10 protein-coding genes and 1 pseudogene are annotated in these 9276 nt (G+C 68.5%); 3 read left to right on the forward strand and 8 right to left on the reverse strand.

Annotated elements, in window-relative coordinates:
- From VGO20_RS16635 to VGO20_RS16645, 3 genes are all read right to left on the reverse strand, one after another.
- Positions 1–1158, reverse strand: a 1158-nt coding sequence (locus VGO20_RS16635) for a Na/Pi cotransporter family protein (protein ID WP_327503495.1), incomplete at its 3' end; no start/stop codon positions are given.
- A complete protein-coding gene (locus VGO20_RS16640) occupies positions 1159–1404 on the reverse strand; it encodes a hypothetical protein (protein ID WP_327503496.1) in 246 nt (81 codons plus the stop codon).
- Between the two features lie 71 nt (positions 1405–1475).
- On the reverse strand, positions 1476–1940 hold the full coding sequence (locus tag VGO20_RS16645; protein WP_327503497.1) for a PaaI family thioesterase: 465 nt from the start codon (positions 1938–1940) through the stop codon (positions 1476–1478).
- Positions 1941–2040: 100 nt separating this feature from the next.
- Here VGO20_RS16645 and VGO20_RS16650 point away from each other — a divergent pair, with 100 nt between their 5' ends.
- Positions 2041–2655 carry a TetR/AcrR family transcriptional regulator gene (locus tag VGO20_RS16650; RefSeq protein WP_327503498.1) on the forward strand — a complete coding sequence of 205 codons (615 nt, stop codon included), beginning with the start codon at positions 2041–2043 and terminating at the stop codon, positions 2653–2655.
- A gap of 21 nt (positions 2656–2676) precedes the next feature.
- Here VGO20_RS16650 and VGO20_RS16655 read toward each other — a convergent pair whose 3' ends face one another.
- The 4 genes from VGO20_RS16655 to VGO20_RS16670 all read right to left on the reverse strand — a co-directional run bounded on the left by VGO20_RS16655 (position 2677) and on the right by VGO20_RS16670 (position 6270).
- A complete protein-coding gene (locus tag VGO20_RS16655; protein ID WP_327503499.1) occupies positions 2677–3243 on the reverse strand; it encodes a type 1 glutamine amidotransferase domain-containing protein in 567 nt (188 codons plus the stop codon).
- An 86-nt stretch (positions 3244–3329) separates the two neighbouring features.
- On the reverse strand, positions 3330–3959 hold the full coding sequence (gene otnC / locus VGO20_RS16660) for a 3-oxo-tetronate 4-phosphate decarboxylase (protein WP_327503500.1): 630 nt from the start codon (positions 3957–3959) through the stop codon (positions 3330–3332).
- Between the two features lie 55 nt (positions 3960–4014).
- Positions 4015–4629: a carbonic anhydrase gene (locus VGO20_RS16665; protein WP_327503501.1), complete on the reverse strand. Its 615-nt coding sequence runs from the start codon at positions 4627–4629 to the stop codon at positions 4015–4017.
- Between the two features lie 102 nt (positions 4630–4731).
- Positions 4732–6270, reverse strand: coding sequence for a sigma 54-interacting transcriptional regulator (locus VGO20_RS16670; RefSeq protein ID WP_327503502.1), 1539 nt, complete (start codon positions 6268–6270; stop codon positions 4732–4734).
- Between the two features lie 219 nt (positions 6271–6489).
- Between VGO20_RS16670 and VGO20_RS16675 the strand changes: the two genes are divergently transcribed.
- Both VGO20_RS16675 and VGO20_RS16680 read left to right on the forward strand, forming a co-directional pair.
- Positions 6490–7710, forward strand: coding sequence for a methionine gamma-lyase (locus VGO20_RS16675; RefSeq protein WP_327503503.1), 1221 nt, complete (start codon positions 6490–6492; stop codon positions 7708–7710).
- A gap of 112 nt (positions 7711–7822) precedes the next feature.
- Entirely contained in the window at positions 7823–8944 is a 1122-nt protein-coding gene (locus tag VGO20_RS16680; protein ID WP_327503504.1) for a cyclase family protein, read from the forward strand.
- A gap of 16 nt (positions 8945–8960) precedes the next feature.
- Here VGO20_RS16680 and VGO20_RS16685 read toward each other — a convergent pair.
- Positions 8961–9276: pseudogene (locus tag VGO20_RS16685) on the reverse strand (hypothetical protein); the annotation flags it as partial.

Consider the following 9276-nt stretch of genomic DNA (forward strand, 5'->3'; position numbering starts at 1 on the left):
GGCGAGGTAGAGCTTGATGGCCTCGTTGAGCCGGTCGATGTCGTCGTCCATGCGCTCGACCTCGTCCAGCAACCGGCGGTCGTCGTCACGCAGGACCAGGAAGCTCTTGTCCAGCATCTCGGCGACGATGTCGCCCATGCGCAGCGCTTCGCGGGCTGCGCAGGCCAGCGCTACGGGAGGTGTCGTAACCCCGGAACGATCGAGATAGCGGGGCGTGCCCGGCCGGTCGGGTGCTGGTCGGTCGGGCAGCAGTCGGGCGCACAGCCGGGCGAACGGTCCCGTCAGGCTGAGAAAGACTATGGCGATCGCCAGATTGAAGCCGGTGTGGAAGTTGACGATCCGGTGTGCATTGTCGGCACCGGGAATGAAGTCCGGCAGCCAGGGAAGGGCCAGGAATGCCCCGGCGGCACCGATGCTCCGGAACAACAGATTGCCGAGCGGTAACCGCCGTGCTGCCGGTGGCTCCGACGCCGCCAGGGCCAGAGCGGGTAGCGTTCCACCGATATTAGCGCCGATCACGAGTGCCAGAGCGGCCGGGAGTGGCAGGGCGCCGGTACTCGCGAGCGACACGATCAACAGGACGATGCTCAGGCTCGAATGGGCGATCCAGGCGAGGATGCCACCGGCGATGAGGCCTACCAGCGGCTTGGCGGCGAGTGTCGCAGCCACCGCGCCCGCCCAGGGTGCGTCGCGCAACGGTGCGCTCGCTCCGATGATCATGGCGAGTGCCAGTAGCAGCAGGCCTATGCCGACCGCGACCCGACCCGCCTCGGTGATGCGCTGGTTCCGGGCGCCGAGGAAAGCTGCCGTTCCGCCGGCCAGCAGGAGCGGCCCGAGCCAGTGCAGGTCAAGTCTGAGCACCTGGACCGCAAGCGTCGAACCGACATCGGCGCCGAGCAAGATCGCGAGCCCGGTCGCGACCGGGAGCATGCCGCGCCCTACGAAGGAGGTTGCCATCAACGCTGTCGCGGTCGAGCTCTGGAGCAGCGCGGCCGCAACCGTTCCAGCCCCGAAGGCGTACAGGCGGTTACAAGTGCCGGCGGCCAGCAGGCGGCGGAGTTCGCCGCCGCACGCCCGCTGAATTCCGGCCCTGACCATCGCGAGGCTGAACAGTAGCAGGGCGATGCCGCCCGCCAGCTCCGCAATGGATGAGGGCATCTACGCTCCTTCGCCGAAGGAGCACCGTGCCGCATCGACGATCCGCCGATAGGAGCGCAAGGTCTGCGCGATATCTTCAGCCTCGCCAGCCGGCTCGTCGAACGCGAGGGTGACGGTGGTAAGCCCGTCTTCGGCGGAATGGCTGCCAAGCTGGCGTGCCGGGCCGTGATGGGCCGCCACATCCTGGCAGATCGCCTTTTCGAGCTCGGGATTCTGCGACCCTTCGTAGACGTAGAGGATGTTCATCGGTTCGGTCCCGCTGCTGATGAAAATCCAACACCGGGGAGCCGGGGATTGTTTCTCCGCGCAGACGTGAGTCAGCCGGAACGCGCCGGAGCGTCCGGAGTGCCGCGCAGGCAGATCAGCGTCGACAGCATCGCCGCGATGCAGGTCTCCGTACCCTCGTTCTCGGCATATACCTCGGTCCGTACGACGCTCAGCGTCCGTCCGGGCTTCAGTACTTCGGCCCGCGCGACCAGACGTTCTCCACGTGCGGGCGCCATCAGGTTGATCTTGAATTCCGTCGCCAGCACCGAGGAGGCGGCGGGCATCAAGGTATAGGCCGCATAGCCGGCGGCGGTGTCCGCGAGCGCCGTGGTGACGCCGCCGTGGATGTAGCCATGTTGCTGGCACAGATCCTCTCGCCAGGGCAGCGCGACCTCGCACCGGCCCGGGCTGACTTCCGCCAGAATGGCGCCGACGGTCCGCATGAAGGTCTGGCGCGCGAAGCTGTCGCGGACTTTCATCTCGAAGTCGGGATCGGGTGGCGTGAATCGGGGCATGGGAGGAGGCTCCGGAAGGTTGAACGCGCAGGGGGGCTTTCCACGGTCCGCCCGAACGGCTAGACATCGTGCAGGGCCGCAGCGTGCCATACGGGAACGTATGGCACGCTGCGGCACCAGTCAACGGCGGAGGCGCAAGCTGGATACGCAGGCGGACGAACGGCGGGACACCCGGCCAGGTCGGGAAACCTGGATCGAGGCAGGGTTCCTGGAACTGGCGGATGGCGGGATCGACCGGGTGAAGGTCGAGGTGCTGGCACGCCGGATCAACGTCACCAAGGGCGGCTTCTATTGGCATTTCCGCGACCGGGCGGATTTGCTGACCTCAATGCTGACGCGTTGGAGCGAGGGCCGGACGACCGCTATCGCGCGCCAGACGGAAGCTGCCGGCGGTGACGCCCGAGCCCGGCTGAGAGGGCTGATCCGCCTGTACGTCGAAAACGCCAACCCTCGCGGGATGGCCATCGAGATGGCCGTGCGGGATTGGGCACGGCGCGATCAGCGGGCCGCCTCGGCCGTCGCGATGGTCGATACCGCGCGCCTGGAGCGGGTATGCGGCCTGTTCCGCGACCTCGGCTTGAACGAGGAGGTGGCTTCGGCCCGTGCCTTCCTCTTCTATTCCTTCATCTTCGGTCAAGCGTTGTTGTTGCCGCCCGGCGGCGAGGAAGCCCGGCGCAGGCTCACCGATGCCTGCACCGGGTTGCTGGTCGACTGAAGGCTGCGCGACGGGGTGCCGCTATTCGGCGGCCCGTCGGCGATGTACCCCTTCGTGGAACTCCTCCACCATCTTTGCGCAGAACGCCTCGAGATCGTCGGGCCGGCGCGAGGTGACCAGCCCGCGGTCGGTGACGACCGGCTCGTCCACCCAGGTAGCGCCGGCATTGGTCAGATCGGTCTTCAGTGACGGCCACGACGTCATGCGCCGGCCTCGTACTCCGTTCGCCTCGATCAAGGTCCAGGGACCATGGCAGATCGCGGCGATCGGCACCCCTCGATCCACGAAGGAACGCACGAAGGCGACCGCGGTCCGGTTCATGCGCAACGCGTCCGGATTTATGACGCCACCCGGCAGAACCAACCCGTCGTAGCCGCCCGGCTCCGCGTGGTCCAGCGGCACGTCCACGGGGATGCGGTCGCCGCGATCATGGTGGTTCCAGCCCTCGATCATATCTGGCTGGGGAGCCACGACATCGACCGTAGCACCGGCATCCAGCAAAGCCTTGACCGGTTCTATCAACTCGACCTGTTCGACCCCGTCCGTTGCGAGCACGGCGATCCTAAGCCCCTCGAGTGTCTTCGTCACCTTCGCCCTCCTGGTCCCAAATCCGAATCGGCGTCCTCTCAACCGGTCTCGGACCTGAGCATCGCGGAGCGGAAAAGGTTTTCCGGTCAGCCGAAACGGCTGCGCAACTCGTCGACCTGCTCCGGCGTCAATGGGCGTACGGCGTGGCCCCGCAACAGGAGAAACAGGCGCGCCGTCTCCTCCAACTCCTCGATCGCATGGGCGGCCGCGTCAAGGGTCGTGCCGGCGACGACCGGCCCGTGATTGGCGAGCAGGACGGCGTGGTGCCGTCCCGCGAGCCGCCGGACGGCTTCCGCCAGATCGGGATCGCCCGGAGGGTGGTACGGGACCAGCGGCAGCCGGCCGACCCGCATCACGTAGTAGGCGGTGAGGGGCGGCAGGACGTCGTCGCCGGGGACATCGGCCAGACAACTCACCGCGGCGGAGTGCGTTGCGTGCAGATGCACGACGGCACGGGCGTCTGCACGCTCGCGGTACATGGCGAGGTGGAGCACCGCCTCCTTGGTCGGTCGCGGGCCGCCGGTCCAGTTGCCGCCAGCGTCCAGACGGGACAGTTCGGCCGGGTCCAACTCGCCGAGTGCGACATTGGTCGGGGTCATCAGCCAGCCGTCCTCGACACGGACACTGATGTTCCCGGAACTGCCGAAGGTCAGGCCGCGGTCGAACAGCGAGCGACCCAGTCTGCAGATCCTTTCACGCGCGAGGGTCTCGGTCATCGCGGCATCTCCCGGGTAGCGGACACGCCGACAGGGTAGGATATTCCTCTGCCGTTCACAGCGGCTCGAACGTCCCATGGGGGCCGAGCGCCGTCACGGCGCCGGTCACGATGTCGAAGTACCAGCCGTGCAGCCGCAGCGTCCCGCCCTCCACCCGCTCGCGCACCCAGGGAAAGGTCAGGAGGTTGTCGAGCGAGACCTTGATCGCCTCGTGCTCGCACAGGTGCTGGGCCTGCGCCGGCTCGCCGCCTGCGGCTGCCAGTGCCCGGTCGCGTGCCGGCCGGGCTATGTGCATCCATGCGCTCACGAAGTCGTCCCGCGCCTCGTCGCCCCGTTCCAGCAGCGCGCCGATGCCGCCGCACCGGGCGTGGCCGAGCACGATGACGTTCGGGACCTGCAGGGACAGCACCGCGAACTCGAGAGCGGCGCTGGTGCCGTGATAGTGGCCGTCCGGCGCATAAGGCGGGATCAGGTTTGCGACGTTGCGTACCACGAAGATCTCGCCGGGCCCGGCTCCGAAGATCAGTTGCGGATCGACACGCGAGTCGGAGCAGGCGACGACCATCGCGCTCGGCGACTGGCCGCGCTCAGCGAGTTCTTCGAATACCTGCCGGTGGTCGCGATCGTAGCTCTCGCGGAACCGGCGGAATCCTTCGATCAACCTTTTCATGGCACCCTGCGCACGAGGGGGGACGTGGGCTCTCGGCCCGCGCGCTTTCGTGTGTCCCGTCCGTACGCCTCCGTCAAGTCGTAAATCCACCACCCGACACGATCACGACCGCTCCGGCCCTCGGGTCAACCCATGCGCACGCAGCTTGTCCGCTATCATCGTATGCGAAACGCCCAGTCGATGCGCCAGCCGGCGCGTGCTGGGATACGCGGGCAGGAGCGACAGCAGCAGCGAACGTTCGAAGGCGCCGACGGCTTCCTGCCAAGTCCCGGCAGTGGCCGCCGCACCGGGGATGCCGCCGACCGCAGCCGACGCCAGTTCCAGGTCGTGTGGTCCGATCTCCGGGCCGTCGGTCAGCGTCACCGCCCGGAACAGCACGTTCTGGAGCTGGCGGACGTTGCCCGGCCAGTCGAGGGCTTCGAGCGCACCCAGTGCTGCCGGGGACAGGCGGGGTACGGGCCGCCCCGCTTGCGTCGCCGCGCGGCCGACGAAGACCTCGGCGAGAAGCCCGACATCCTCCCGCCGGGCTCGCAACGGCGGCACGTCGAGCGTCAGGACGGCCAGCCGGTACATCAGGTCCTCGCGGAACCGGCCCTCCACGGCGAGGGCCTGGAGGTCGCGATGGGTTGCACTGATCACCCGTACGCTTGCCCGGCGTTCCTGTTTGCCGCCGACGCGGCGGAAGCTGCCGTCCTGGAGAAAGCGAAGCAGCTTTGCCTGGACGTAGGGGGACATCTCGCCGATCTCGTCCAGGAACACGGTGCCGCCGTCGGCCAGCTCCATCAATCCCGGCTTGCCGGACCGGTCGGCGCCGCTGAAGGCACCAGGTGCGTAACCGAACAATTCGCTCTCGACGAGGCTCTCGGGCAGGGCGGCACAGTTGAGCGCGAGGAAAGGGGCCGTGGCTCTCGGGCCGGCCCGATGGATCGCGCGGGCGAACAGTTCCTTGCCGGACCCGGTCTCGCCCAGGATCAGGACCGGCGCCTCGACGTCGGCGAATCGGCGCGCGCGCTGGGTCGCCGCCAGGACGGCCGGGGAGCGGCCCAGGATCTCCTCGAATCCGGAAGGCTGCGCCTCGCGCAACGCGGATAGATGGCGGCCGACGAGACCGGGAGCGCTCAGCAGGAGGACGTGATCCGCGGCTCGGGGGCCCACTCCGTCGGATATCGGTCGAACATCCAGCAGGAAAGGGCGTCCTGCGACGAAAACCTCGTGCGGGACACGGTTGCCCGACGTCACGGACCGCCACGTGTCCATCCCCAGCGCGTCCGCTACCGTGCGGACTTCGTCAGGCCCGCCGGCCCCTGTCAGGCGTAATGCCGCCGGGTTGGCAGCCAGGATGCGGCCTTGCCCGTCCACCGTCAGCACTGGGTCGGGAAGGGCGGCGAGCAGAGTATCCAGGTGCATCCGGCGCCGCTCGCCGGGAAGCAGCTCGACCGGGCTGACGGCGATGACGTCTTCGACCGAGAGCAAGGCCGGGGTCAGCCGCTCCAGTTCCTGCGACCCCAGCCCCGGCGCATGGACGTAGACGTGGCCCGGGACGACCTCGACGCTGGCGAGGTCGATCCCAAGCCTCGCCACCGCGCCCAGTACTTCCTGAGCGATGCCGATGCGATCCCGGCAGGTGATGTCGATGCGCATGGTCGTAAAGTTTTCCGTACGGTGTAAGGAAATTCTGACGATCGCCCGAGGGGCGCGTCAAGGCTTGCTTTCCGGCACCTGCGGCAACATGCGCCGTAAGGGATACCTTACAGCTCCCCGAGGGCTGTACGAGCCGGATCGGGAGGAATCCTGGCTGTTGCAGCTCCGGCACGAAGCTTGCGAAGCGACCGTTCAGCGCACCCCATCAGGAGGGACATCATGGCCCGCAGGAATTCCGAAACGGACGGCTTCGCAACCCGCGCCATCCATCACGGCTACGATCCGATGGAGGAACGAGGCGCGCTGACGCCGCCGGTCTACATGACCTCGACGTTCGCGTTCCCGACGACGGCCGAAGGCGGCGACCGCTTCGCGGGTACGGCGGGCGGATATGTCTATACCCGGCTCGGCAACCCGACGCAGGCCCTGCTGGAAGAACGTCTTGCCGCCCTGGAGGGTGGAGAGGCGGCGCTTGCGACCGCGTCGGGCATGGGAGCGATCAGCGCCACGATGTGGACGCTGCTGTCGCCGGGAGACGAGGTGATCGTCGACCGCACGCTTTACGGCTGCACCTTTTCGTTCCTGCGTGATGGGCTCGCCCGCTTCGGGATCGTGGTCTCCCATATCGACCTGACCGATCCGCGCAACCTGGAGGCGGCGGTCGGGCCGCGAACCAGGATCGTGTACTTCGAAACGCCGGCCAACCCGAACATGCGCCTCGTCGACATCCGGGCGGTCAGCGACATCGCGCGGGCGCGTGGCATCACCGTGATCGTCGACAACACCTACTGCTCGCCTTGGCTGCAACGGCCGCTGGAGCTAGGGGCGGATCTGGTCGTGCATTCCGCGACGAAGTATCTGGGCGGACATGGGGACGTCATCGCAGGCGCGGTCGTCGGGTCGGCGGAGACGATCGATCGTATCCGCATGCAGGGGCTGAAGGACATGACCGGCGCCGTGATCGCGCCGCTCGACGCGTTCCTGGTGCTTCGCGGCTTGAAGACGCTGGAACTGCGCATGGAACGGCATTGCGAGAATGCCGGCGCGCTCGCCCGGCTGCTGGAAGGGCATCCCGCGGTCGACCGCGTATTCTATCCCGGCCTGCCGGGATTCGCGCAGCATGAACTCGCAAAACGCCAGATGAGCGGGTTCGGCGGCATGGTCGCGTTCGAACTCAAAGGCGGGTTTGCGGCAGGCTGCCGCTTCATGGATGCGCTTGGGCTCGTTACCCGGGCGGTAAGCCTGGGCGACGCCGAAACGCTGGTCCAGCACCCCGCCAGCATGACGCATTCGACCTACACGCCGGAGGAGCGGGCCCGTTACGGCGTCTCGGACGGCCTGGTCCGCCTTTCGGCCGGGCTGGAAACGCTTGCCGACATCGAGGCGGACATCGGGCAGGCCCTGGACGAGGCGAGGAGAGCGGCGCGGTCGGCCGCGTAAAGCGGTCGCCGGCCTCCATGGGTGACGGGCAGGCGTGACGCTCTCGGAAGGGGCGGATACCGGTGCTCCGCCGCGTGCTACCATCCTTCGCAAAGCGGGAAGGGAGGAAGCCATGGCATCCAGATCGTCCACCATCCTGACCGGTTCGACCTGCGTCGTGGCCGTGTGCCTCGGCGTGGTCGTACCCGGGGCGCCGGCGACCGCGCAGACGCCGGAACAGCGCGACGCCGTCGAGCGCTCCCGGCCGCTGGTCCCGCAGCCGCCCTGGCCGCAGGGCGACCAGCGGGGCATGGCCAACACGCAGGGGCCGGGAACCTGGCTGCGTTGCGCCCAGCATCTCGCCGATCCGAACGCGCGCGTCTACGAGATCTCGCATCCGCGCTCCAACACCATGCCGATGTCGCCCTTCGGGACGCCGCTCGAGGATGTCTACCGCCCGACCGCGAGCATCCCGGGGACCCGCCACGCCTTCAACGGCGAGGAGACCGTGAGCGGCGAGCCGGGTGCGCAGGGCACGCAGATGGACGCGCTCGGCCATTTCGCGCAGCTCGACGAGCCGTGGTCCGGCGAGGGCGGGGTTCCGGCCGACCGGGCCCGGTACTATGGCGGCTACGGGCAGGCGGAGGTGAAACCGACGCCGGACTCGCCGCTGCTGAAGCTCGGCATCGAACAGGTGCCGCCGATCGTCACCAGCGCCGTGCTGCTGGACGCCAGGACCCATCTCGGCGGCGGCGAGCCGATGGAGCCTGGCCAAGTCGTCACCGCCGCGGACATCGAGGCCATGATCGAAGCGCAGGGGCTGGGCTGGCGGGGCCTCCTGGCCGGCGACGTGCTCTATATCTACACCGGCTGGGGCGACAGGTGGCAGGACCCCGACACCGAGCGGAGCTACTACACGATGGGGCCGGGTCTTTCCCTCGACGCAGCGCGCTACCTCGAGGAGAAGGCAATCGCGCTGGTCGCGCTCGACAATCCCTTCACGGACCCGGTCGCCGAGGGCCAACTGCGGGGTGAGGCACCGCCCCCGGCCGGCACGCCCGAGGGCATGCCGTTCGCGATCCACCACCACAACCTCGTCGAGGCCGGCATTCACAACATCCAGAACGCCAACCTGGCGGAACTCGCGGCCGACAGGGTGTGGACGTCCTGCACGATGATCCTGCCCCTGCGCTCGCAAGGAGCGTCGGGGTCGCCGGTTCGCCCGGTCGCGATCGGCGCCCCGAACCAGTCCTGAGGCCTCGCAATCGCTCTCAGCGGCGGACGGGGGCTTCCGCCGCCTCGTCCCAACGCCAATCCGGCGCGTCGGCGGCGATGCGGACGCCGCCGACCCAACGTTCCGGCGGGCCGAGGGACTGCCAGTCGAGCTTGCCCGCCAGCACGGCCCGGCCGGCGGGGGTGAGGTGCAGGCGGTGCTGCGGCCAGGGCAGATCGGCGTTCTCCGGCCCTCCGGTCCGGTTGATCGTGAAGACCGGTTCGCGCGCCCGGTCCATGGCCTCGACCACGGCCAGGAACATGACGTCGCCGAGCGAGGGCAGGGGCTCGCTTTCACGCATCAGATGTGCGTAC

The sequence above is a fragment of the Arenibaculum sp. genome (genome assembly GCF_035998295.1).
Lineage (GTDB): Bacteria > Pseudomonadota > Alphaproteobacteria > Azospirillales > Azospirillaceae > DASYHS01.